21 protein-coding genes are annotated in these 23,075 nt (G+C 71.4%); 10 read left to right on the top strand and 11 right to left on the bottom strand.

The features are described 5' to 3' along the window. Positions 1–23: 23 nt before the first annotated feature. From ASG04_RS14435 to ASG04_RS14445, 3 genes are all read left to right on the top strand, one after another. On the top strand, positions 24–3,365 hold the full coding sequence (locus ASG04_RS14435) for a DEAD/DEAH box helicase (protein WP_156463682.1): 3,342 nt from the start codon (positions 24–26) through the stop codon (positions 3,363–3,365). A 67-nt stretch (positions 3,366–3,432) separates the two neighbouring features. After that, positions 3,433–3,645, top strand: coding sequence for a hypothetical protein (locus tag ASG04_RS17655; RefSeq protein WP_056125604.1), 213 nt, complete (start codon positions 3,433–3,435; stop codon positions 3,643–3,645). Further along, entirely contained in the window at positions 3,642–4,067 is a 426-nt protein-coding gene (locus tag ASG04_RS14445; protein WP_056125606.1) for a type II toxin-antitoxin system VapC family toxin, read from the top strand. Before ASG04_RS17655 ends, ASG04_RS14445 begins: the two co-directional genes overlap by 4 nt. Positions 4,068–4,071: 4 nt before the next feature. Here ASG04_RS14445 and ASG04_RS14450 read toward each other — a convergent pair whose 3' ends face one another. Next, positions 4,072–4,620: a cysteine hydrolase family protein gene (locus ASG04_RS14450; protein ID WP_056125857.1), complete on the bottom strand. Its 549-nt coding sequence runs from the start codon at positions 4,618–4,620 to the stop codon at positions 4,072–4,074. Between the two features lie 76 nt (positions 4,621–4,696). Further along, positions 4,697–5,476 (bottom strand): aldo/keto reductase, encoded by a 780-nt coding sequence (locus ASG04_RS14455; protein WP_056125609.1) that lies wholly within the window; start codon positions 5,474–5,476, stop codon positions 4,697–4,699. Between the two features lie 85 nt (positions 5,477–5,561). Here ASG04_RS14455 and ASG04_RS14460 point away from each other — a divergent pair, with 85 nt between their 5' ends. From ASG04_RS14460 to ASG04_RS14470, 3 genes are all read left to right on the top strand, one after another. Then, on the top strand, positions 5,562–6,389 hold the full coding sequence (locus ASG04_RS14460; protein ID WP_082518169.1) for an HNH endonuclease family protein: 828 nt from the start codon (positions 5,562–5,564) through the stop codon (positions 6,387–6,389). A gap of 93 nt (positions 6,390–6,482) precedes the next feature. After that, entirely contained in the window at positions 6,483–7,286 is an 804-nt protein-coding gene (locus ASG04_RS14465) for an SDR family oxidoreductase (protein WP_056125611.1), read from the top strand. 77 nt (positions 7,287–7,363) lie between these two features. Further along, entirely contained in the window at positions 7,364–8,020 is a 657-nt protein-coding gene (locus ASG04_RS14470) for a GOLPH3/VPS74 family protein (RefSeq protein WP_056125613.1), read from the top strand. Between the two features lie 440 nt (positions 8,021–8,460). Here the strand turns inward: ASG04_RS14470 and ASG04_RS14475 are convergent, their stop codons facing one another. The 7 genes from ASG04_RS14475 to ASG04_RS14505 all read right to left on the bottom strand — a co-directional run bounded on the left by ASG04_RS14475 (position 8,461) and on the right by ASG04_RS14505 (position 17,657). After that, entirely contained in the window at positions 8,461–9,489 is a 1,029-nt protein-coding gene (locus ASG04_RS14475; protein ID WP_056125615.1) for an aminoglycoside phosphotransferase family protein, read from the bottom strand. Beyond that, positions 9,486–10,394, bottom strand: a complete 909-nt coding sequence (locus ASG04_RS14480) for a carbohydrate ABC transporter permease (protein WP_056125617.1) — start codon at positions 10,392–10,394, stop codon at positions 9,486–9,488. Before ASG04_RS14480 ends, ASG04_RS14475 begins: the two co-directional genes overlap by 4 nt. After that, positions 10,394–11,353 carry a carbohydrate ABC transporter permease gene (locus tag ASG04_RS14485; protein ID WP_235515552.1) on the bottom strand — a complete coding sequence of 320 codons (960 nt, stop codon included), beginning with the start codon at positions 11,351–11,353 and terminating at the stop codon, positions 10,394–10,396. Before ASG04_RS14485 ends, ASG04_RS14480 begins: the two co-directional genes overlap by 1 nt. Beyond that, positions 11,350–12,699, bottom strand: coding sequence for an ABC transporter substrate-binding protein (locus tag ASG04_RS14490; RefSeq protein ID WP_162241728.1), 1,350 nt, complete (start codon positions 12,697–12,699; stop codon positions 11,350–11,352). The genes ASG04_RS14485 and ASG04_RS14490 overlap by 4 nt, the downstream gene beginning before the upstream one ends. Before the next feature lie 96 nt (positions 12,700–12,795). Then, complete coding sequence (locus tag ASG04_RS14495) at positions 12,796–13,614, bottom strand: nuclease-related domain-containing protein (protein WP_056125622.1); 819 nt, start codon at positions 13,612–13,614, stop codon at positions 12,796–12,798. 4 nt (positions 13,615–13,618) lie between these two features. Further along, positions 13,619–13,993, bottom strand: coding sequence for a PH domain-containing protein (locus ASG04_RS14500; RefSeq protein WP_056125624.1), 375 nt, complete (start codon positions 13,991–13,993; stop codon positions 13,619–13,621). 175 nt (positions 13,994–14,168) lie between these two features. Then, positions 14,169–17,657: a TM0106 family RecB-like putative nuclease gene (locus tag ASG04_RS14505; RefSeq protein WP_056125625.1), complete on the bottom strand. Its 3,489-nt coding sequence runs from the start codon at positions 17,655–17,657 to the stop codon at positions 14,169–14,171. Between the two features lie 57 nt (positions 17,658–17,714). Between ASG04_RS14505 and ASG04_RS14510 the strand changes: the two genes are divergently transcribed. Then, positions 17,715–18,287 (top strand): hypothetical protein, encoded by a 573-nt coding sequence (locus tag ASG04_RS14510; protein WP_056125627.1) that lies wholly within the window; start codon positions 17,715–17,717, stop codon positions 18,285–18,287. 23 nt (positions 18,288–18,310) lie between these two features. Here ASG04_RS14510 and ASG04_RS14515 read toward each other — a convergent pair whose 3' ends face one another. Both ASG04_RS14515 and ASG04_RS14520 read right to left on the bottom strand, forming a co-directional pair. Continuing rightward, entirely contained in the window at positions 18,311–19,420 is a 1,110-nt protein-coding gene (locus tag ASG04_RS14515; RefSeq protein ID WP_056125630.1) for a VanZ family protein, read from the bottom strand. A gap of 76 nt (positions 19,421–19,496) precedes the next feature. Further along, a complete protein-coding gene (locus tag ASG04_RS14520; RefSeq protein WP_056125632.1) occupies positions 19,497–20,441 on the bottom strand; it encodes an ADP-ribosylglycohydrolase family protein in 945 nt (314 codons plus the stop codon). 85 nt (positions 20,442–20,526) lie between these two features. On the opposite strand from ASG04_RS14520, the gene ASG04_RS14525 reads away from it, so the two are divergent. The 3 genes from ASG04_RS14525 to murQ are packed head-to-tail and all read left to right on the top strand — an operon-like array spanning position 20,527 to position 23,056. Beyond that, a complete protein-coding gene (locus ASG04_RS14525) occupies positions 20,527–21,186 on the top strand; it encodes an NUDIX hydrolase (protein WP_056125633.1) in 660 nt (219 codons plus the stop codon). A 57-nt stretch (positions 21,187–21,243) separates the two neighbouring features. After that, complete coding sequence (locus ASG04_RS14530) at positions 21,244–22,137, top strand: MurR/RpiR family transcriptional regulator (protein ID WP_162241729.1); 894 nt, start codon at positions 21,244–21,246, stop codon at positions 22,135–22,137. Between the two features lie 10 nt (positions 22,138–22,147). After that, complete coding sequence (gene murQ, locus ASG04_RS14535) at positions 22,148–23,056, top strand: N-acetylmuramic acid 6-phosphate etherase (protein WP_056125637.1); 909 nt, start codon at positions 22,148–22,150, stop codon at positions 23,054–23,056. Positions 23,057–23,075: the final 19 nt, after the last annotated feature.

The raw sequence follows: 23,075 nt of genomic DNA on the forward strand, positions 1-23,075 counted from the left end.
GTGGGGCCTGGCACGATGGGCGTGTGCCAGCCGCCCCGATGATCGACGCCGTCGACGTCATCCGCTTCGTCGGGCCACAGACCTTCGGCCGGGCGCGCGACATCGTCCGCCAGGGGTTGGTGGAAGCGGCAGTGGTCCACGACGACGGCACCATCACCGCGACCGTGTCCGGCTCGTCCGACGTGCCCTACGACGTCCACGTCGACACCACGGTCGCGCGCGGTGAGTTCGTCCGCCCGGTGCGCTCCCGCTGCACGTGCCCGATCGGCGGCGAGTGCAAGCACGTCGCCGCGGCACTGCTCACCGTCAACGCCCGCGCGGTCGCGGCACACGCCGGACCGCGCTCCGAGGCGCCGGCGCCGCCACCACCGGCGGACTGGAGGCACGAGGTCGCCCGCCTCGCCGGCGACACCCCGCCGAGTGGTCCGGTCCCGAGCACCACCCCGCTCGGCCTGCAGTTCGAGCTCCGCGACGCGGTCCCCGCACGGATGGCGGCACGGGCGCGCGCGACCGGTCGGGCGGTCCCCACGGCGTCCCGCTCCGTGCGGCTCGGCGTCCGCCCCGTCACCCGCAGCGACGCGGGCAACTGGGTGCGCGGGCAGCTGACGTGGGGCACGCTCCCCTACTCGATGAACCGGCTGGGCCTCGGCGCCGAGCAGCACGCCTGGTTCCTGCAGCTCGCGGCCCTGCACCGCGCCGGCGCACTGGCGGGACTGCCCGGCGAGAGCGACTGGATCCACCTCGACGACTTCCCGAGCCCGCTGCTGTGGCCGCTGCTGCGACAGGCCCCGGCGCTCGGCATCGCGTTCGTCACGGGCAAACGCGAGGGCGGTGCGGCACTCGGCTCCGACGCCCGGGTCCTGCTCGACGTCGCTCGTGCCGACGACGGGCTCGTGATCGGCGCGAGCGCGGTGTTCGACGGCCGTCCCGTGGTGCACGGTGCCGCGCGGCTCATCGGCGACCACGGCCTGTACGTGTTCCGCGAGTCGCCCGAGTTCCGTGTGGACCTGGCACCGACGCCCGAACCCGTCCCCGAGGACCAGCGCCGCATGCTGACCGAGGACGCCCGCATCCACGTGCCCGCGGCCGAGGTCGACGAGTTCCTGGCCGACTGGTCCCCGCGGCTGCGCGGCGCACTCGGGCTGGTCAGCTCCGACGGCTCGATCGAGCTGCCGGAGCGGACGCCGCCCGAGCTCGTGCTGACGGTCACGTTCGAGCCGGCGCGGGCACCCCGCACGGACGACGTCGCCCACGTGCAGTGGCGCTGGCACGTCGACGGACGCAAGGACCCGGTGGCGATGCACGGTCCGCTCCCCGACCTGACGGGCGTGCGCGCGGCCGACGACGCGACCACGGCACCGGCCGCGGCCGACGACGCGAGCCGCGCCGAGCCTCCCGTCGGTCCGGGGGGTGGACTGGACTGGTTCGTCGACGGCACCGTCGAGGGGGCCGACGTCGCCGTCCTGGCGAACGAGCTGCTGCCGGCACTGTCCGAGCACGGTGTCCGCGTCGTGGTGCAGGGTGAGCGGCTGGACTACGAACGGCTGAGCGGACGCCCGCACATACGGGTCACGACCATGCCGTCCGACAAGCACGACTGGTTCGACCTGGGCATCTTCGTGAGCGTGAACGGCAAGGAGATCCCCTTCACGCCGCTGCTGACCGCGCTCGCCAGTCGGCAGCGCCGGATGAAGCTCGTCGACAACTCGTACCTGTCGTTGGGCGACCCGGCGTTTGACCGGCTCAAGGAGCTGATCGAGGAAGCCCGCGAGCAGAACGAGTGGGAGCCGTCGCAGTCGATGGCCGTCACCCCGCTGCAGGCCGGGCTGTGGTCCGAGTTCGACCAGCTCGCCGACGAGACCGACCACGACGAGCGGTGGCGCTCGATGGCCGCGCGGCTGCTCGACGCCGCGCCGCCCACCGACGTCGTGGTGCCGGACACCGTGCACGCCGACCTGCGGCCCTACCAGCTGTCCGGGTACGCGTGGCTGTCGTTCCTGGTCGATCACGGGGTGGGCGGGGTCCTGGCGGACGACATGGGGCTCGGCAAGACGCTGCAGGCGCTCGCGATGATCGCCGCCCGACGCCGAGCGGCACCCGACGAACCGCCGTTCCTGGTCGTCGCGCCCACCTCGGTCGTCGGCAACTGGGCTGCCGAGGCCACACGCTTCGTCCCGTCCCTGCGCGTCGCGACCATCGAGACCACCTCGCTGAAGGACCCGTCCCTCGTCGCCCGGGTCGCGGCGGGGGCGGACGTGGTCGTGACCTCGTACGCGCTGCTCCGCCTCGATGCCGCCGCCTACACCGACCTGCCCTGGTCGGCGCTGCTGCTCGACGAGGCGCAGTTCGTGAAGAACCCGCAGTCGCAGACCCACCGGGTCGCGTCCGAGCTCCGCGCGCCGGTCAAGATCGCGATCACCGGCACGCCGCTCGAGAACGGTCTCACCGACCTGTGGGCGCTGTTCTCGATCGTCGCGCCCGGGCTGCTGTCGTCGTGGACGCGCTTCGGCGACGACTACGTCAAGCCGCTCGCCTCGCCGGACCTGCGCGGCGAGGCCCGCTCCGAGCTGACCGCACGACTGCGGCGGCGCATCCGACCGCTCATGCTGCGTCGGACGAAGGAGAGCGTCGCGTCGGACCTGCCACCCAAGCAGGAACAGGTCGTGCGTGTCACGCTCGACCCGGCACACCGGCAGGTCTACGAACGCACGCTCAACCGGGAGCGGCTGAAGGTCCTCGACCTGATCGACGACCTCGACCGCAACCGGATGATCGTCTTCCGGTCGCTCACGCTGCTGCGCATGCTCGCGCTCTCCCCCGCGTTGGTCTCGTCGGCGTCGCCGGACGACCACGACATCCCGTCCGCCAAGCTCGACCTGCTGCTCGACGAGCTCGAACAGCTCGCCGCCGAAGGGCGTCGGGCGCTGGTGTTCAGCCAGTTCACGTCCTTCCTGCGCATGGTGGCCGCGGCACTCGACGAACGGGGCATCGGGTACGACTACCTCGACGGGTCGACGCGGGGCCGCACCAAGGTCATCGACCGCTTCCGGAACGGCACCGCGCCGGCGTTCCTCATCTCGCTCAAGGCCGGCGGCTTCGGGCTGACCCTGACCGAGGCGGACACCGTCTTCGTGCTCGACCCCTGGTGGAACCCCGCTGCCGAGTCCCAGGCCGTCGACCGCACACACCGCATCGGACAGACCCGCTCGGTCAACGTCAACCGGCTCATCGCCGAGGACACCATCGAAGAGAAGGTGCTCGCACTCGCGGCCCGCAAGGCGCAGCTGTTCGCCACGATGATCGACGACGACGCGCTGTTCGCGGACGACCTGTCGGCGGACGACATCCGGTCGCTGCTCGACTGAGCGCCGGCGCGACATACGACATCTGGAGAGCTTGTCGTTCGAGACCGAGCGCTCGTAGCGTCGGTGTATGACCTTGCTCGACGATGCCCCGCTGACCGACCCACCCGACCTCGACCTCGACCTCGACATGGCGGATCCCGGCCCGCTCATGCGCGCAGAGAACGGGATGTCCGCGACGATCCGGCTCAGCAACGGCCAGGTCGTCACGCTCAACGGCATCACGCGTGGCATGTACTACCCGCCGAACTACCTGCAAGACCTCCGGGCGGGACGGCTGTGATCCTGCTCGACGCGAACGTGCTGATCGCTCGATGCAACCAGACCGACGCCAGCCACGAACGCGCGGTCGAGGTCCTCGACCATCACGAGTGGGACGAGTTCCTGACGACCGCGGTCACGCTGGCAGAGGTACTGGTTCGCCCGGTTCGGGACTCCTGGGTGGACGAATGCATGATCCACGTGGAGACCATGGGCGTCCTCGTCGTCCCGGTGGAGGACGACGACGCAGAGGGCATCGCCGGACTGACAGCGCATCACCGGTTGAGCGCTCCGGACGCCGTCGTGCTCCACACCGCGATCATGACGAGCGACGCCCTGGTGACGTTCGACGCCAAGCTCGCCCGCGTCGCGCGTGCTGTCGGGTTCCCGGTCATCGATCGGGCTCCAGCGGATCTGGAGTGGGAGTTCCCGGGGGCCGCCTGAGGGGTCAGCCGAGCGACGCGATCCAGTCGGCTGCCGTCAGGACCTCGGCCTGGCGGGGGAACACCTTCTCGAGCAGTACCCGGTGCACCTCGGGGTCGCCGTCCGAGCACGCGTCGGACAGCACCGTCAGGCCGTAGTCCAGGTCCGCCGCCTGCCGCAGCGTCGACAGCACGACGCCGCTCGTCGCGATCCCGGCCAGCACCAGATCGCGCACGTCGAGCCCGCGCAGCAGCACCTCGAGGTCGGACCCCGCGAACGCACTGACCCGCTTCTTCACGACGACGATGTCCTGGTCGCTCACGTCGAACGCAGGGTGGACCTCGGTGGCATCCGGTGCCTGCGCACCCATGCGGTCGCGCATGCCGCCGAACATCTTGTTCGCGGCGGCGACCTCTGGCGCACCGGGGCGGAACGCCACGCGGACGAACACCACGGGGATGCGCCGCTCACGCGCTGCGTCGACGGCCGAGACCGCCGCTGCGAGCCCGTCGTCGGTGCCGAGGCGCTCGACGATGCTGTTCTGGTAGTCCATGACGAGGAGGGCGCTGCTCACCCCGCCGACGCTACCGGCCGGCCGCTGCACGCGGCCGGCCGGTCAACTGGTCAGTTGTTCGGTTGTTCGGTTGGCCTCAGTGGCCGAGCGCGTCGATCTGCGTGACCTCGTCGTCCGACAGGGTCACCGTGGCACCGGCGGCGTTCGACCGGATGCGGTCGGGGTTCGACGACTTCGGGATGACGACGAACTCGTGCGCGACGTGCCACGCGACGATGACCTGGGCGGTGTCGACGTCGTGTGCCTGGGCGATGGACACCAGGGTCGGGTCCTCGAGGTTGCTCGCCTTGAACGGGCTGTAGCCCTCGAGCACCACGCCACGCTCACGCAGGCCGTCGGCGACGTCACGGTCGAACTCGGCCGGGCTCCACTTGATCTGGTTCACGGCCGGGGTGGTGCCCGTCGCCTGGATCAGCTCGTCGATCTGCGCGAGCGAGTAGTTGCTCACGCCGACGGTCCTCGTGAGTCCGTCGGTCTGCGCCTGCACGACCTGCTCCCACACGTCGGGGCGCGCCTCGCCGTTCGGGGGCCAGTGCACGAGCCACAGGTCGAGGTGGTCGAGCCCGAGCTGGTCGAGGCTCTCCTCGATCGTGGCGCGCACCCGGTCGGCGTTGTCCGGCGGGAGCTTCGTCGTGACGAAGACGTCGTCGCGCGCGAGCCCGGAGTCGGCGATCGCCTTCCCCACGCCGCGCTGGTTGCTGTAGCCGGTCGCGGTGTCGATGTGGCGGTAGCCCGCTTCGAGGGCGGCGCTCACGGCCGCGGGAGCGTCGGCGTCGTCGATCTGCCAGGTGCCGAACCCGAGGAGCGGCATCGCTCCCCCGGTCACCGGCACGGACGGTTCTGCGTAGTCGGTCATGCCATCGTGTCTACGCGGCGATGTCGGACGCGACCACCAGGATCGAGGGACGAACCGCCGAGCACCACCAGGAGCACCACCCCGCATGACGTCCCGCCGACGCCGCACCACCCGCCGCACGCTGTCCTCCACGCTGATCGTTCTCGCCGTCGGGATCGCCGTCGGGATCGCCGGGTACGCCCTGCACGCCGCCAGCACCACCGAGACGGCCGCCCCGGCGAGCCCGATCGGATCCGCTGGCCAGGCAGCAGACACAGGCCCGACCGGATCCACGGGCCAGGCAGCAGACACCGGCCCGACCGCAGACACCGGCCCGACCGCAGCGTCCGGGCCGGAGCCGAGCCGAGCCCCCAGTCCGGCCGACGTCGCGACCGCACGCACCCGCCTCGCAGCGCTGCCCGTCAAGGGCCGCGCTCCGGCCACCGGCTACGACCGCACCGCCGACTTCGGCACCGCCTGGCTCGACGTCGACCACAACGGGTGCGACACCCGCAACGACGTGCTCGCCCGCGACCTGACCGACGTCGTGCGCAGTGGTCCCTGCCGGGTGACCTCGGGCGTGCTCGTGTCGCCGTACACCGGCACCCGGGTCGACTTCGTACGCGGCGACACCACGTCCACGCTCGTGCAGATCGACCACGTCGTCGCGCTCGAGAACGCCTGGACCACCGGCGCACAACAGCTCGACCCGTCCGAGCGCGTTGCCCTGGCGAACGACCCCGACAACCTGTTCGCCGTCGACCAGCACGCGAACGCGCAGAAGCGGTCGGGCGACGCCGCGACCTGGCTGCCCGCCGATTCGGCGTTCCGCTGCACCTACGTCGAGCACCAGATCGCGGTGAAGACGACCTACCGACTGTGGGTCGTCCCCGCCGAGCACGACGCAATGGCCCGGGTCCTCGCCCGCTGCTGACCAGGCCCCCAGGTTGAACGACAGGTGTAGTCTAGATTCGAGCCGATGCGAACGCATCGACCTTCGACGACGAAGACCTCAGGAGGCCTCCCCATGTCCGTGTCCACCACCGTCCCCACCCGCTTCAGCGACCGCGTCGTCCTCATCACCGGCGGCGGCTCCGGCCTCGGTCGCGCGACCGCCGTCCGTCTCGCAGCCGAGGGCGCCGCGCTCTCCCTGGTCGATGTCTCGTCCGACGGGCTCGACGGCACGAAGGCCGCCGTCCTCGAGGCCGCCCCCGAGGCCCAGGTGCTCACCACCGTCGCCGACGTCTCCGACGAGGCCCAGGTCGACGCCTACGTCACCGCCACGACCGAGCGGTTCGGGCGCATCGACGGCTTCTTCAACAACGCCGGCATCGAGGGCAAGCAGAACCCGACCGAGTCCTTCACGGCCGCCGAGTTCGACAAGGTCGTGTCGATCAACCTGCGCGGGGTCTTCCTCGGCCTCGAGAAGGTCCTGGGCATCATGCGCGAACAGGGCTCCGGCATGGTCGTGAACACCGCGAGCGTCGGTGGCATCCGCGGCATCGGGAACCAGTCCGGGTACGCCGCCGCCAAGCACGGCGTCGTGGGCCTGACCCGCAACTCCGCCGTCGAGTACGGCCGCTACGGCATCCGCATCAACGCCATCGCCCCCGGCGCGATCTGGACGCCCATGGTCGAGAACTCGATGAAGCAGCTCGACGCCGAGAACCCGCGCAAGGCGGCCGAGGAGTTCATCCAGGTCAACCCGACCAAGCGCTACGGCGAAGCCCCCGAGATCGCCGCTGTCGTCGCGTTCCTGCTCTCCGACGACGCCAGCTACGTCAACGCGACCGTGGTCCCGATCGACGGCGGACAGTCCGCCGCGTACTGACGACTGCCCAGTCGGCGCGGCGCGCGCGACGTCCTGGAGGCTCGCCCCACCCCCGCCGAACGTGGCACGATGCCGGGATGGCTGAGCAACTCACCGTGCCCCAGGCGTTCACGCTCCTGCTGACCGAACCGGACGGCCGCCGCGCGGTCGACGCGCAGCGGTTCGACACCGGGTTGGCCGGCGCGGTCCTGGCGGACCTCGCCCTGCGAGGCGCCGTGTCACTGGACGGCAAGCTGGTGCGCGTCGTCGACGGCAGCGCCACCGGGGACACGGTCCTCGACGGCGTGGTCGGCACGATCGCCGCGACCGGGACCCCGCGCAAGGCGAAGTGGTGGGTGGCCAAGCTCGGCAAACGGCAGCTCCGCGACGACGTCGCCGCCTCGCTCGTCGAGCGGGGACTCCTGACCAGTCAGCAGCGGACCACGCTCGGGATCTTCTCGTCGACGTCGTACCCGGAGCTCGACGGCCGCCCCGAGATGACACTGCGGTCCACCGTGCTCGAGGTCCTCGACGGCCGCGCCGCACCGACGCCGTTCACCGCTGCGACGATCGCGCTGCTCGATGCCACCGGGTCGCTCCGCCGGCAGTTCGGCAAGGTCGACAAGGCGCTCGTGCAGGACATCACGTCCGGCACATGGGCGTCGCCCGCCGTCAAGGGCGTCCTGCAGGACATCCAGACCACTGCCGTCATGGCCGGGGTCATCGCGGCCAGCGCGGCCACGGCCAGTTCTTAGGCGACCCAGACCGACGACGCCCGCCGGTTCGCAACCGGGCCGTCAGGTCGGACCGGCCCGGCAGGTCGGGACCGCCCCGTCCGGTCAGGTCGGACCGGCCCGGCAGGTCGGGACCGGACCGCCGGGTCCCGACGGTCCGACGGTCCTGACGGTCCCGACGGTCCCCGCATGACGGTTTCCGATCGCGGCGCTGACGAATCCGGTTCTCCGAACCCGGCTTTCGCGAACCGGATTCGTCAGCGCGCACACGGAACCTTGCTCTCCCCAGCGCTCACCGCTCCCCGTGATCCGCGCTGCTTGCCTCGACCCGGCCCGTTCCGTCGGCGTCGGTCAGGCGCCGTCGGCTCGAGCCGACACCCGTCAGCTCGAGCCGGTACCCGTCAGCTCGAGCCGGTACCCGTCAGCTCGAGCCGGTACCCGTCAGCCCTGGCCGGTACCCGTCAGCCCTGGCCGGCTCGTCCGGCTTCGTCGGCCGCGGCGAGGGCACGTCGCAGCCGGTCCTCGACCAGCGAGGCCGATCCGGTCGGCGCGAGGATGCCCGTGAACACCCGAAGTGCCTCGTCCCGGTCCTCGCCCGTGGTCGCGAGCGCCTCCGTCATCGTGGACGTCAGGTCCTCGAGCGCTCGAACACAGGCGAACCGCACCATCCGGCACTCGTCGACAGTGGCGGGGCCGTAGCCCTGGCGGAACGCGTCGAGCTGCTCGGGCGTCGCCGGGTCGAATAGCACGCTGAACTCCACCAGGTGCAGGTCGAGCTCGCGCGGGCCGACGACGGCCTCGTCCCAGTCGACCAGACGGAGTGCGCCATCCGCCTCGACCAGGACGTTGCCCAGGTGCGGGTCGCCGTGGCACGGGACGGCCTCGGCAGGGCTGCTGGGGACCAGCGCGGTCCCCCGCAGCAGCAGGTCGATCCGCGGACGAGCCTCCTGCCACAGGTCGAGCACCGCATCGCGGTCGACCGCGGAAGCAGCGGCCGCCGCGTCGAGCGCGCGGATCTCGGCGCGGTAGCGGCGTCGGCGACGACGGATGCCCCGCCGCGCTCCCTGTTTCCGGACCGGCGGTGGGAAGACGTGCGCGTGCACGTCCGCCAGCAGCGCGCCGTACGCGCGCCACCCCTCCAGGTCGAGCCCGACCGTCGCCGCGTCCTCACCACCGGACCAGCGGGTGAGCGCGAGCTTGCCGCCCGCGCGACGGCTGCGTCGGCGGCCGTCCCCGGTGGGCTGGGCGGCCGGAGTGCTCTCGAGCCCTGCTGCGGCCATCGACGCGACCAGCCGAGTGCCGGTCCGGGTCGGCCGGGTGGTCCACTTCGCGGCCCAGGCGGTGCCCGCGTCGTCGACCATCCGCCACACGACGGCCGACGTGTCGGTCCCGCCGGCGACCTGCTCGACCTCGACAGCGTGCACGCCGAAGTCCGCGGCGACCCAACTGCGCGCGTCGGCGACGGTGGGGCGGCGAGGCTCGGGGCTCACCGCAGGCCGCTCCGCGACAGGCCCTCGACGAAGTAGCGCTGGAACGCCAGGAAGAGCGCGACGATCGGCAGGATCATGAGCAGGTTGACCGCCATGATCGCGCCGTAGTCCGACGTGTACTGGCCCTGCAGCGTGCCGACGATGCCGATCGGCACGGTGAACAGGTCCTGGTTGCCGGACAGCGCCACGAGGGGCCAGCCGAACGCGTTCCACTCCCCCATGAACGTCAGCAGCACGAGCACCGCGAGCAGCGGCCGGCACAGCGGGAGCACGACGGACACGAACGTGCGGAACCGGCCGGCACCGTCGAGCTGCGCCGCCTCGATGAGCTCGTCGGGCACCGCCAGGAAGAACTGCCGCGCCAGGAACACCCCGAAGATCGCCGCCGCCTCGGGCAGGATCACACCCCAGAGTCCGCCGTACAGGTGCAGGCCGATCGAGATGAAGAACTGCGGCACGATGATCGCCTGCGGCGGGATCATCAGCGTCGACAGCAGCACCAGGAACAGCGCGTTCCGGCCGCGGAAGCGCAGCTTGGCGAACGCGTACCCGGCGAGCAGGTTGCAGACGACCGTGATCACCGTGACGACGACCGACACGATCAGCGAGTTCCCGAACCACCGCCAGACCGGGAACTCCTGGAACGGCCGGACGAAGTTCTGGATCGTGAAGTGCTCCGGCCAGAGCTGCAGCCCCGGCGCGTACAGGTCGGCACGCGTCGAGAACGCCGTGAGCAGCATCCAGTACAGCGGGAACGCCATCACGACGGTCACGATCACCGCGACGGTGAGCCGCAGCCAGAGCGTGCGGCTGCGGGGCTTGCGTGGTGAGCGGGTCGCGGCGACGGGCGCGACCGCGGCGGGCGCGGTGCCGGCAGCGCCGGTGTCCCAGGTCGAGGTGGTCATCAGTCCGTCTGGTCCCGTCCGGCGTTGAACCGCCACTGCAGTCCGGTGATGAGCAGGGTCACCAGGTAGATCACGATGCCCACCGCAGCGCCGTAGCCGAGCAGCTGCGGGCCGTGCTCGTCGAACGCCACCCGGTACGCGTACGAGACGATCGTCGTCGTGCCGTAGCCGGGACCGCCGCGGGTCATCGCCCACACGGTGTCGAACACCTGGAACGAGTAGATGAGGTTCATCACGAGCAGGAAGAACGTCGACGGACCGAGCAGTGGGAACGTGATGAGCCGGAAGCGCTGCCAGCCGCTCGCGCCGTCGGTCGTCGCCGCCTCTTGCACCGCGGGGTCGACGCCCTGCAGCCCCGCCAGGTAGATGAGCATGTCGAACCCGATGCGCTGCCACAGCGTCATCAGGATCACGGCGGTCATCGCCCAGCCGCCGCTCGACTGCCACTGCAGCGCCGGCAGCCCGAGGGCCTTGAGGAACTCGTCGACGAACCCGTTGTTCTGGTCGAACATCCACGCCCCGAGTACGCCGGTCGCCACGCCGGAGACCACGAGCGGCAGGAAGATGATCGTGCGGAACACCGCGCGGCCAGGCAGCACCCCGTTCAGCAGCACCGCGATGCCGAGCCCGAGCGCCATCCCGACCGGCACGGTGAACAGGGTGAAGACGCCGGTGTTCGCCACGGACTGCCAGAACACCGGGTCCGTGACCAGACGTGCGTAGTTGCCGAGTCCGGCCCAGCTGGTCCCGCCCAGCGAGTCCAGGTCCTGGAAGCTGATGACCAGCGCGTACACGAGCGGCAGCAGCGTGAAGACGACGATGAGCACGACGTTCGGCACCAGGAACGCGGTCGCCGCAGCCCCACTGGAGGCCCGGAACGGCCCGACGGTCCGCCGCGGTCCGCGCCGCACGGCTCCACCCGCCGTGGCGCCGCCGATCCGCTCGGCCGCGCCCGTCACGCGGACACCGCCTGGTCGATCGCGGCGTCGATGGCCTTGACCGCGTCGTCAGTGCTGCGACCGTGGAAGGCGAGTTCGAGCTGGTCCTGCAGCGCGGTGTTCACCGACGCGAAGCCCGGCACCACGGTCTCGCGCACCGCGGTCTCGGTGATCGTCGTCGCCTGTTGCGTGAAGACGTCCATCACGTCGGGGCGCACCGCGTAGTCGAGCGTCGTGTCGGCCAGGCTCTGCAGGGTGGGCAGTTCGTTCGCTCGCTGACAGAAGTCACGCATCGGGTCCTCTTCCACCATGTACTTCAGGAACGCGGCTGCCAACTCGGGGTTCGCGGTGTCGCGGGTGGCGACGAGGGCGTTGCCGCCGAGGTCCGATGCCGCTGCCCGGTCCCGCGGCATGTACGTCGTCGCCCAGTCGCCGCCCTGGTACCCGTTCGCCCCGTCGGCCAGCTCCGGCACCAGGAAGTCGCCGATGAACGTCATCGCCACCGTCTGGTTCAGGAAGAAGTTGTCCGAGTAGACCGTCGTCTTGATGGTGTTGTTCGCCGGGACCCAGCGCTCGTCGAAGAACCGCTGCGTGAACGCCATCGCCTTGCGCCCGGCGTCGCTGTCGACCGCCGAGTGCCGCAGCGAGGGCGTCAGGAGCGACCCGCCCGCCTGGTAGACGAAGCTCGCCCACCGGTACGCCCCCGCGGCCGTCCAGTCGTAGGCGAACGGGAACTTGTCGTCCGGCAGGGTCTGCCGGAGCTTCGTGCTGATCGCCGCGAACTCGTCCCACGTCCACGCGTCCTCGAGCCGGTCCGGCACGGCGCCGATGCCGGCTTCGTCGAGGGCCTTGCGGCTGAACGCGATCGCCGAGGTGTCCGTCTGGTGCGGCACGCCGTACGTGCGGCCCTCGAACCGCACCGCGTCGTACAGCGCCGGCAGGAACGCCGACGACTCCGCAGCGGTCAGGTACGGGGTCATGTCGAGCAGCACCCCGTGCGAGGTGTACTTGCCGATGCTCGTGTAGTCGACGCGGAACACGTCGGGCGCGGTCTTCGACAGGATGCCGCGGTCGATGCCCGAGAAGAACCCGTCGTACGGCAGAATCTGCAGCTCGATCGTGGCTTTCCGGTGTCGCGCCTCGAAGCCCTTCTTGGCGCGGGCGAACCCGGTGTTCTCGCCGTCGCTGCCGCCCCAGAACGCGAAGCGCAGCGTGCCCTCGACCTCGCCGATGTCGGCCTTCGATCCCGCGGCAGCGGTGCTCGGAGCCGGGCCGTTGTTCGCGACACAACCGCTCAGGCTCGAGGCGGCGGCGATGCCGAGCGCGCCGACGAGGAGCGAGCGGCGGGACAACGACGAAGGCGGCACGGGACTCCTCGGGAGGGGGCGGTGGAGACTCCCACGAACGCTAGACGCCGTCACCGACATCGGTGTCGCGAGTGCGCACCGCGACTCGGCGAGCCGTCACGCTGCGTTCTGGAGCGCTTCTGCCGCCACCGCCCACCAGTACCCGAGCAAACCACCGGCCGGCACGGCCAGGACAGCGAGGACGACCGCCTTGCGGAAGAAGCGGCGTTGCGCCGCCGCCTGCGCGATGTCCCGCTCGAGACGCTCGAAGCGCTGGACGTGCCGAAGCGTGTCGGTGATGACGAGCGACTCGACGTGCCAAGTCGCGCGTTCCTCGGCAACCATTGCCAGGTACCGCGTCGCTTCGTTGGACCACGCGCGCTCAAGCCCGCTGATCCACCGACCGAGTTCCTGCGGCCGGAGGGTCACGACCGCGGGGACTTTCTTCCCGAACCGGAGCGATGCGCTCTCGATCACGAGGAGGGGTTGAACGGCCACGTCGCTGACCGCAGCTGCCGAGAGCAGACGGCTTGCTCGTGCGCCTTCGTCGAGTGCCCGATGGACATGCGGGGTCCGCTGCCCGTTGACCATCAGCGTTCCGCCACCGACCCACACCGTGTGGTCGGCGTGGTTCTTCGTGTTGATGCAGAACACGCCGGTCGGACCGATGACGACGTGGTCGATGTCGGAAGCTCCGGAGCCGACTGGTACTGCGTGCAGGACCGTGAACTCGGGCCCGAGCTCGTCGAGGACCGCAGCAACACGTCGCTCGCCGAGCGCACCCTTGTACCAGGAGCGAGCCTCGGGCACGAGCACGTCGACGCCGCGGAAGCGCTGCCACGAGGATCGCGCCGGGGCTGCTGCCTGTAGCTCGAGGCATCGTTGCATCACCGCGTACCCGGGCTTGCGGGCACGGAGCGTCAGCGGAACGCTCATCGACTCAGAGGACGTGGTGGGCGATCAGCTTGCCGAGGTACGTGATGTCGAACCGTCCCTTGAACTCGAACCGCACCTTGCCGAGGCCGCTGAACCACAGCTCGAGTTCCGCGTCGAGGTCGAACGTGCCCGCGGTCTCGACCGAGAACGACTGGATCTTGCCGTACGGCAGCGAAGTGAAGTCGCGCTTCTTGCCCGTCATCCCCTGGACGTTGACGGCGATGATCCGCTTGTCCGTGAAGACGACGAAGTCGCGGATCGTCTTCGCGGCGACCAGGATCTGCTCTCCGTCGATCAGGAGCTGCTGGACCTGCGGTGCGATCTCCGCGGGGTCGCACTGCGCGAGCTTGAACAGGGTTCCGTTGCTGAAATCGATCACCTGACGAGCCTATGAGAAGCCCTCAGCACTCTGCAGGCCCCCGTCCGGGGATTGGACTTCGCGTTCGCCGCTGACGAATCCGGTACGCGATACCCGGTTCTCGCGAACCGGATTCGTCACTTCGGATTGCGAAAACCGGGCGCCCAATCCCCGGCCCCGGTCCCCGGCTGAAGCGTCAGCCGCGCGACCGTCCAGCCCGCGGCTCGACGAGCTCGATGAACCGGGACAGCAGCGACAGCCCCGGGATCGAGGGCGGCAACGCCGTGGTCAGCGCCGGCGAGTACACGAGGTACGCCGCCCACATCGCCCGCGACAGCGCCACGTTCAACCGGTTCGGCATGAGCAGGAAGTCGAGCCCGCGCGGGATGTCCGCCGCGCTCGACGCCGCGAGCGACACGATCGACACGACGGCCTCGCGCCCCTGGAACATGTCGACCGTGCCGACCTGCGTGCCGCTGAACCCTGCCGCATCGAGCGACGCGCGGATGACCGCACCCTGGGCGTTGTAGGGCGCGACGACGATGACGTCCTCGTCGGTCAGGGCGCGCGTGCCCGACGACGACGTCCACGAGCGCCCGATGGTGTCCTGCACGAGGGCAACCACCCGCGCCGCCTCCTCGACGGACGACGTCGTGTTCCCCGCGTGCACGACCGGCACCGGGTGCACACCTGCGTCGACGCCCTCAAGCTGCCGCCCGGACACCATCGACGTCAGCTGCCCGTTGTAGGACAGGCCCGACACCGAGGCCGTCAGCGCGGGCTCCATCCGCCGGGTCCGCGCCAGGAAGTACCCGAACTCGGGCGGCAAGACGTGCTCACCGTGCGCGAGCCAGCCGAGCGCGGACTGGTCGACGGGCTCCGGGTGCGAGCCCTGCGACACCTGCGGCAGCTGCTGCGGGTCCCCGAGCAGCAGCAGTCGCGAGGCCGCGACGGACGACGCGATCGTCGGCGCAAGCGAGAACTGGCCGGCCTCGTCGACGACGAGCAGGTCGAGGGACCCCCGCGCGACCGTCGTCTCGTTCGCGAAGGTCCACGCCGTGCCGCCGACGACGCCCCCGGTGCCGGTCTGTTCGCACGACGACAGGAACGCCGTGATCGCCGCGCCGTTCTTCACCGGGGTCCACTCGGCCGCCTCGACCTCGTCGGCATCGGCTCCGGCCTTCGGCTGCTTGACGACGCGGTCCGCCGGCACGCCCGCGCGGACCACGGCGGACAGGAAGTTCTCGCTCGTCGCGTGCGACTGCCCGACGACCCCGACACGCCAGCCGTGCTCGCGCACCAGGCGCGCGACCACGTTCGACCCGACGTACGTCTTGCCGGTGCCGGGAGGCCCCTGGATCGCCAGGTACGACCGGTCCAGTCCGAGCAGGGTCGCCACCACCGCCCCGACCGTGTCATCGTCGACCACCGGCGCGAGCGCACCCCGCGGCGGCACCCGTCGCAGCAGGTCGAGCGCGGGGTCGGGCAGCATCGAGGGCAGCGCGTCGAGGACCCATCCGCCCCACTCGGCGATCGCCTCGGGCTGGGGCTTGGCGCGCGGCGGGGCCGACGGCGCGATCGCGACCGGGTACTCGTGGTGCGGCTCCCCGCCGACGGGCAGGCGTTCCAGCAGCCGGACCTCGGTCGCGTCACCGTGGTCGACGACGTCGAGGACCACGGCGCGATCCGTCGCGCCCTTCGACCCGGGGCCCGAAGACCCGATCGATGGCGGGGGCGGGGTGTCGTAGACCAGGTGGGGCGAGCCTCCAGGCCGGAGCCGACTGCCGGGCGCGAGCGTCCCCGACAACCGCAGCTCACGCGACTGCGAGCGGGCACGCGGCAGCGTGTCCCAGTCCCGCTCGACGCTCGCGCGCTCGACGACCAGGACGTCGCGGGTGTCGGCCCACTCGTCGATCGGGTTGCGCAGCCGGTCGAAGTGGTCCTGCCAGAAGGTCTTGGCCTCGCGCCGGTGGTAGTCGATCGCGGCTGCGGCGAGCGCCAGTGCCGTCTGGTCCGGCGTGCGGTCGAGGGCGTCGACGTGCTCGAGCTGCTCGGCGAGCGCGACGGACACCGGGTTCGGCTCGCGCTCGACGGGGATCGGCGGCAGGTCGAGCTCGGCCGGGGCGTCGGCGGCGGGCGGGCGCAGCGACAGGAGCCAGTCGCGCAGCCGCAGGGTCGAGCGGCAGTCGTAGGCGTTGTAGTCGGCGACCTGGTCGAGCATGCGCTGCCCCTCGGCGGGGTCGCCGGTGCGGAGTTCCTCGATCGCCTCGACGTAGGCGGTGATGCTGTCGGCGGCGTTGGTGACGTCGCTCTCGCGCAGGTCCTCGCCCATGTAGAGCGGTTCGAGCTTCTTGATCGAGTAGCTGCGGCTGCCGACGACCAGGGCCTTGCGGACGACCGGGTACAGGTCGACCAGGACGCCCGCACGCAGCAGGTCGTCGACCGCTTCTTCTCCGACGCCGTGTCTGGCGGCGAGCGACAGCAGGTGCGTCCGCTCGTAGGCCGCGTAGTGGTAGATGTGCATGCCCGGGTACTGCTGACGGCGCTGCTCGACGAACGCCAGGAAGTCGACGAGTGCCTGACGTTCGTCACGGATGGTGTGCGCCCAGAACGCGGTGAACTCGGCCCGGTCGTCGACCAGGCCGAACAGGTAGTCGAGGCCCCAGTGCTCACCGTCCTCGGTGTGGAGCGGGTCGCCCTCGAAGTCGAAGAACACGTCGCCCGCGTCCGGAGTGGGGATCGCGTCGAGCGCGACCGGGTCGAGGAGCTCGAAGGCCGGCCCGCCCGGTCCGGCCAGGTGCGCTGCGTGCTCCGTCTCGATCTGGAGGCTCGCCTGCCGCACCAGCCGCTCGCGCGTCGTGCTCGACATGCCGGGGACCGCCGTGGTGCGGACCGCCAGGTCGTCGATCGTCAGGACGCCCTGCCGGATCAGCTTCGTTCGCTGGTCCAGGCGCATGCCCGCGACGAGGACCAGGTCGCGGTGCTCGGCGACCTGGGTCTGGCAGGCGGCACATCGGCCGCAGCTGCTGTACCGGACGTCGCCCCAGGCGAGCGGCTGGTCGGCGTGCAGCCGTTCGTCGATCACCCGGACGAGCTCGGCGCGCTGCGTGCGGTACACCGGCGCGATGTCGGCCAGGTCGTGCGTGGTCGTCGTGCGGTCGCCGAGGACCAGGTGGACCTGCTGCCCGGTCGGGATGCCGTGCGCCTGCATCTGCTCGGCGTAGGCGGCGAGCTGCAGCAGGGCGCTGATCTTGGCGTGCCGGGCGAGCTTGGTGTCGTAGACCTCGTACTCCCCCGCGGCGTTGCGGATGATGAAGTCCGCGAAGCCGATGAAGCCCGCGTCGTGCTCGGTCGGTGGCGTGTGGAACGTCGGCTGGTACAGGACGTCGGCGTCGCCGTTCTGCATGGCCTCGATCGCTGCGGCGGCGGCATCGGCGTACTGCGGCGGTGCCGGACGGTCGAACTCGACGACGTCGTGCGTGCGCTTGAGGATCTCGAGGTAGTCGAGCTCGTGCTGGTCCCCCAGGCGAGCCGTGCGGTCGAGCATGTCGTCGTGCTCGTCCGGCAGCGGTTCCGCGCGCCCGAGCTTGGCGTCGAGGCGGCGCAGGAAGGCCCACTCGCACGTCGCCCACGTGGTGAGGTCGCTCGGGCTCAGGAGCGCGCGGCCGGCCTCGGTGATCTGCATGGAACCCACCGTAGGGCCGGGTGCCGACAGCACGGCTCCCCTCCCTACGATGGCCGTGTGGAGGACATCGGACCGACCCTGCAGCGAGCCCGCCGGCGCGCCACGTGGATCGTCGCTGTCGGTACAGTCCTCGGCGGCGTCGGTGGCGTGGTGCTCGCGCTGACGAGCGACAGCGGGCTCGCCGGCATCCTCATCGTCATCGGCATCGCCTGCGCCGTGGGCGGCCTCGCTGGCGCGGTCACGCTCGCTCTGCACCTGACCGGACTCCTTCCGGAGCTCTCGCGGCCGCTCGCCGGTCTCGACCGCGCAACGAGACAAGCGGTCAATCGGAGCATCCGCACCGCCACGCCGATACCGCCGCTGGACGGGGAACTCGCGCTTCGCGGTGCCGAGCGTGCGCGCGCACTGGCGCTGCTCCTCCCGTACCAGACCGCACAACTCGTCCTGCTCTACGTCGGCATCGGTGGACCGCAGCTCGCGCAGCTGACCTCCGACGAGCCGTGGCAGATCTGGTTCAGCCGCATCTTCGTCGCTGCGGTGGCGGTCACCGCGGTCGCCTTCGTGGCCTGGGCGCGAAGGCGGACCGCTGCCGCTCGCCGGTACCTCCTGGTGGTCGAGCCCGCAGCGTGAAGCACCCCTGCGAGCAGGCCGGTCTACCGGACTGACTCCTCCGCTGCCCGCTCGTCAGCGGTGACCCGGTCGTCGACGACGTCGAGCCGCGCGAGCGCGTTCGCGAAGCCCCGGCGCTCCCGCGTCGCGAACAAGCCGATGAGCGCCGCCACCGCGAGCGCGAACGCCAGTACGCCCGACAGCGGGAACGTCGCGGCCGTGAGTGTCGCCCACCCGCCGGACCCGGCGGCCCACCGCACCAGACGCTGCCACAGGACGGGCCGCGGTGTGGGACGGAGCCGCACCACGGCCTCCCCCAGGGTGCGCCCGGTGACCAGGACCAGCACGAGCTGGATCGCCGGCGCCACGAACGGCAGCGTCGCCAGCAGCACCGTCGCGGTGGTGGACCGCAGGCCCTGGTTCGCCAGCGCGAGGGCCAGGCTCGTGATCGACACCAGCGCGCCGGACGTCAGCGTGATGGCGAGCAGGTCGCAGAACATGCCGAACGCCCGCCGGGTGCGGGTCACCGGGCGAGCGACGTCCGCGGTGGTCGACGCCCGGTTGCGGACGAAGATCACGAGCACCGGGGAGATCAGCGTGCCGACGAGCGCTCCGAGGGTGTTGGCGAACAGGTCGTCGACGTCGAACAGGCGGTAGGCGCACGGGTACAGGAACCAGTCCCCCGTCAGCTGCGTGAACTCGATGAGCAGCGACACCGCGAACCCGACGACCGTGCCGCTGATGACCCCGGCCAGGAACCGTCCGTGCAGGAACAGGTGGCGGACGAGCATCCCGAGCGGCACGAACAGGATGACGTTGAAGATGACCTGCGCCGCGGCCGGGTTCGCGAGCAGTGAGCGCGGTCCGGAGAGCCCGCCCTCCTTCGCGATGTCCCCGACGAAGGCGAACAGGCGCAGCTGCGGGCCGGATGCCGAGCGGCACAGCACCGCGACGTCGCTGGTGTCCGGCAGCGGCAGCAGCGTGTAGGTCACGAGCGCCAGTGCGTAGACCACCGTGATGAACGCCAGGACGGTGTTGCCGAAGCCGAGACCTCCACGGCGGCGGTACTGCACGGCGGCCCACGGCACGAGCCCGGCGATCGCGATGAGCGACCCGAACACGAGCGCGAGGACGGCGGGTGTGAAGCTGGCCATTGCCCGAGCGTACGGGCGAAGCCGGGCTCGCGGACCGCGCGGCAGCGGCGTGGCCCCGCGCGCGGTCGCGGCGCCGTCAGGCCCGTCGTGCCTGCAGCGCCTGCTCGCTCAGCGCGACGAGGTCGTCCGCGCGCAGTCCCGGCCAGCCGTGGAGCAGCTCGCGCCATGCTGCTGGCAGCGCCGACGCCCCGTAGAGCGCCCCAGCGAGCCCTCCGGCGATCGCGGCCACCGTGTCGGTGTCGTTGCCGGTGCGGACCGCGCGGACCAGGGCGTCCTCGAGCGAGTCGCTGCGCTTGACCGCCGCGTAGGCCGCCTGCAGCGCTGACACCACCCAGCCGTTCGAGTCGGTGAAGTCCACCGGCTCCGACTGCTCCGCCGTGGTGAGTCGCTCGGCCCAGACGTCGCGTGACGACGGGTCGAGCAGGTCCAGTCCGCGCCGGACGTCGAGCTCACCGGTGAGGACCGCGTGCCGGATCGCCACGCACCAGAGCACGCACGCGTCGCCCGCGTCGGACTCGTAGTGCGTCAGGTCACTGATCGCCCGCGCAGCGGCGGCCAGTTCGCGTTCTTCGTCCGCGGCGCCGGTCACGTATCCGAGGACCAGCGGCGCGGTCCGCATCAGCGAGCCGTTGCCCGCCGACTGGCCCTTGACCTCGTGCTCCTGTCGGGCCGAAGCGCGTGCGTCGGAGGCGGTGTGCTCCTCCAGACCGGTCAGGACGTTGCGCGTCTGGATGCCGACGTCCGGCGCGTTGACCGCCCAGCTCGACCAGGCGGCCACCAGGCCGTCGAGGGCGGCTTCGGACGCCGGGTCGCCACCGCGCGCCACGGTGCGGAGGATCGGCACGGCCATGCTCGTGTCGTCCGTCCACTCGCCGGGGGCCCAGCCGAACGAGCCGCCGCCGGCCATGCGGATCGGTGTCGGTTCCGGGACGGCGGGCTTGAACTCGTAGCCGGCGCCGAGGGCGTCGCCTGCTGCGGAGCCGAGGACGGCGCCGACGGCGCGGTCGTGGGTGTTCGTCATGAGCCCTCCGAGGGTTTACGCGGAACTGCGTAAACCGAGCCTGGCACGCGAGCATGATTTGCGCAAGCGGGCGTAAACTCCTGCAATGACCACGTACCGCGATGCCAGCGGCAATCGCCTGTCCGACTACCCACGGCCCTCCGTCGCGGTCGACACCGCCGTGCTGACCGTGCCGGTCGGGGGTCCACTGTCGGTGCTGCAGGTGCGCGATCAGGTCGACGGGGACTGGCGCCTGCCGGGGACGTTCGTGCACGAGGGCGAGCGGCTGGCGGACGCGGTGCTGCGGTCACTGCGCGACAAGGCCGGCGTGACGGGGCTGGCGCCGCGGCAGTTGCACGTGTTCGACGACCCGGCGCGGGACGACCGGGGGTGGGTGCTGTCGGTGGCGCACCTCGATGTCGTGCCGGCTTCGCTGTTGTCGGCCGCGGGCGGGACGGACGGAGATACGGCGTCCCGCGTCGTGCCCGTCACCGACGCCACCGGGATGGTGCACGGGCACGACGACATCCTCAGGGCAGCGGTGGCGCAACTCCGGCAGGACCACCGGGGCGCGCCGGACCCGCACGGGCTGCTGCCCTCCCCGTTCACGATGTCGGCGCTGCGCGGGCTGCACGAGGCGGTGCTCGGCGAGCGGCTGCTGCCGGACTCGTTCCGGCGAGCGATGGTGCCGATGCTCACTGCGACCGGGGAGCGTGCGGCGGAGGGGCCGGGGAAGCCGGCGGCGCTGTACCGGCCGTCGCCGTAACACGTAATTTACTTTCAGCTCTGGTGATGTCCCGTGCAATGCGCTTTCATGGCATGCATGCCGGAGACACACACCGCCACGGCCCGCCCCGACCGCGCTGACGCATTCGCGCTTGTGCGGACCCAGTCGGCGACGATGCCGCTGGGCATGCGGGCGATCGCCGACGCGGTCCTGGCCAACCCGAAGGACAGCGCCAACGGCAGCGCCGCCGACCTCGCCACCCGCGCTGCCGTCAGCGCCGCGACCGTCTCCCGATTCGCCCGACACCTCGGCTTCGCCAGCTACGCCGAGCTCCAGCGCAGCATGACCCGCGCCGTCGAGCGCGGCATCCACGACCACGGCGAGATCCACGCCGGCGTCGGGGTCGATGACGACGTCGCGACCGTCATCGCGAAGGTCACTGAGGACGTCCGCGCCGTGATGACCGACACCCGCGCGGCACTCGACCCGGCGTCACTCGAGCACGCCGCCGAGGCCGTGCAACACGCCCGCCGCGTCGTCCTCTACGGCGTCGGCGCGTCCGGCATCGTCGCCCGCGACCTGCACCTCAAGCTCGAGCGCATCGGCATCGCGAGCTCGATCGCCGACGACCCGCACAACGCCCTGACCCTGGCGAGCGTGGTCGACGAGCACGACGTGGTCGTCCTCGTCAGCCACTCGGGCACGACGGCCGAGGTCCTCGAGGTCGCGGCCGAAGCACAGCGGCGCGGCACCGGCGTGATCGCGATCACCGGGCACCGCGGCACCGCACTCACCCGGGCCGCTGACCACGTCCTGCTCGGGGTCGCCGGGGCCGAGAGCGACCTCCGCCCCGCGGCGATGGGCAGCCGGATGAGCCAGCTCGCCATCGTCGACGCGCTGTTCATCGTCGTCGCGCAGCGCACCGACGACCGCTCCCGCCCCCTCCTCGCACGCAGCCGCGCCGCTGTCCGCACGCACCACCGATCCTGAAGGCCGACCCATGCACCACGACCACCTGCGCGACGAACTCAAGGACCTGACCACCGAGGCGACCGACGCGAGCCTCGACGACATCGACCTGGTCTCGACTCTCGAAGCCGCCCAGCGCATGAACGCTGGCGACCGCAGCGTGCCTGCGGCGGTCGAGCCGTGCCTCCCGGCCATCGCGGAAGCGGCGGACCGGATCGCCGCAGCGTTCGCGCGCGGCGGCAGGCTCGTCTACGTCGGCGCCGGCACGCCGGGCCGGCTGGGCGTCCTCGACGCCAGCGAGTGCCCGCCCACATTCGGCACCGACCCGTCGCAGGTGGTCGGCCTGATCGCCGGAGGCCAGGTCGCGCTGACGACCGCCGTCGAGGGTGCGGAGGACGACGAAGCAGCGGCGGTCCGCGACCTCGACGCCCTCGGCCTGACCGAGGACGACGTGATCGTCGGGATCAGCGCATCCGGCAGGACGCCCTACGTCATCGCCGCCATCCGGGAGGCCCGCCGCCGCTCCGCCTTCTCGGTCTCGGTCGCGTGCAACGCGGGTTCGGCCGCGGGGCGGCACGCCGACATCGCCATCGACGTCGTCGTCGGCCCGGAGTTCATCGCCGGGTCCACCCGCCTGAAGGCGGGGACCGCGCAGAAGCTCGTGCTCAACATGCTCACCACGCTCGCGATGGTGCGCAGCAACAAGACGTTCGGCAACCGCATGGTCGACGTGCGTGCCACGAACGCCAAGCTCGTCGCCCGGGCGTTCACGCTCGTGCAGGACGTAACCGGGGCCTCTGATGCGTCGGTCTCCGCTGCCCTGGCGGAGAGCGACGGCGAGGTGAAGACCGCCATCGCGGTGATCCTCACCGGGGCGTCCGCGGACACGGTCCGCCAGCGTCTCGCCGATGCCTCCGGCTCGCTCCGAGCCGTCCTCTGACCCTGCACCACCCCGTTTC

The sequence above is a fragment of the Curtobacterium sp. Leaf183 genome (genome assembly GCF_001424385.1).
In the GTDB taxonomy this organism is placed as follows: Bacteria; Actinomycetota; Actinomycetes; order Actinomycetales; family Microbacteriaceae; genus Curtobacterium.

Excerpts from the sequence above, each read along its gene's own strand:
- ASG04_RS14455 (WP_056125609.1), bottom strand. The coding sequence starts at position 5,476 with ATGACCGACTACGCAGAACCGTCCGTGCCGGTGACCGGGGGAGCGATG.
- ASG04_RS17655 (WP_056125604.1), top strand. The coding sequence starts at position 3,433 with ATGACCTTGCTCGACGATGCCCCGCTGACCGACCCACCCGACCTCGAC.
- ASG04_RS14465 (WP_056125611.1), top strand. The coding sequence starts at position 6,483 with ATGTCCGTGTCCACCACCGTCCCCACCCGCTTCAGCGACCGCGTCGTC.
- ASG04_RS14525 (WP_056125633.1), top strand. The coding sequence starts at position 20,527 with ATGACCACGTACCGCGATGCCAGCGGCAATCGCCTGTCCGACTACCCA.
- ASG04_RS14495 (WP_056125622.1), bottom strand. The coding sequence starts at position 13,614 with ATGAGCGTTCCGCTGACGCTCCGTGCCCGCAAGCCCGGGTACGCGGTG.
- ASG04_RS14515 (WP_056125630.1), bottom strand. The coding sequence starts at position 19,420 with ATGGCCAGCTTCACACCCGCCGTCCTCGCGCTCGTGTTCGGGTCGCTC.
- ASG04_RS14460 (WP_082518169.1), top strand. The coding sequence starts at position 5,562 with ATGACGTCCCGCCGACGCCGCACCACCCGCCGCACGCTGTCCTCCACG.
- ASG04_RS14505 (WP_056125625.1), bottom strand. The coding sequence starts at position 17,657 with ATGCAGATCACCGAGGCCGGCCGCGCGCTCCTGAGCCCGAGCGACCTC.
- ASG04_RS14530 (WP_162241729.1), top strand. The coding sequence starts at position 21,244 with ATGCCGGAGACACACACCGCCACGGCCCGCCCCGACCGCGCTGACGCA.
- ASG04_RS14470 (WP_056125613.1), top strand. The coding sequence starts at position 7,364 with ATGGCTGAGCAACTCACCGTGCCCCAGGCGTTCACGCTCCTGCTGACC.
- murQ (WP_056125637.1), top strand. The coding sequence starts at position 22,148 with ATGCACCACGACCACCTGCGCGACGAACTCAAGGACCTGACCACCGAG.
- ASG04_RS14480 (WP_056125617.1), bottom strand. The coding sequence starts at position 10,394 with ATGACCACCTCGACCTGGGACACCGGCGCTGCCGGCACCGCGCCCGCC.
- ASG04_RS14520 (WP_056125632.1), bottom strand. The coding sequence starts at position 20,441 with ATGACGAACACCCACGACCGCGCCGTCGGCGCCGTCCTCGGCTCCGCA.